This is a genomic window from Psychrobacter sp. TB20-MNA-CIBAN-0197, from assembly GCF_040309765.1.
In the GTDB taxonomy this organism is placed as follows: domain Bacteria; phylum Pseudomonadota; class Gammaproteobacteria; order Pseudomonadales; family Moraxellaceae; genus Psychrobacter; species Psychrobacter submarinus.
Genome location: NZ_JBEOPC010000452.1, coordinates 1 through 278 on the forward strand (window position 1 = coordinate 1; position 278 = coordinate 278).

1 protein-coding gene is annotated in these 278 nt (G+C 47.5%); it reads right to left on the reverse strand.

Features of this window, described 5'->3' with window-relative positions:
* Positions 1-278: FAD-dependent oxidoreductase (locus AAEY83_RS14455; RefSeq protein WP_351059930.1), on the reverse strand; the 278-nt coding region annotated here is incomplete at both ends.

A 278-nucleotide genomic window follows, 5' to 3' on the forward strand; every position in this document is an offset into this window, starting at 1 on the left:
CTCCACCGCCATCATGCCCTCTTCCATTGCTTTATGCGCAAGCATTGGACCACGGACTAAATCACCAATAGCATAAACGCCATCAAGATTGGTTTTGCACTGGTCATCGACATCGATCAAACCGCGTTCAGTCAAGGTCACACCGCTGTCATCACCAAGTAATTTCTCAGAATATGCACTGCGACCAACACACACGATGAGCTTGTCAAAGCTCTCTTCAGATGACTCGCCTTTATTTTCGCTAGTAACGACGACTTGATCGCCCTTCACTTCAGCAT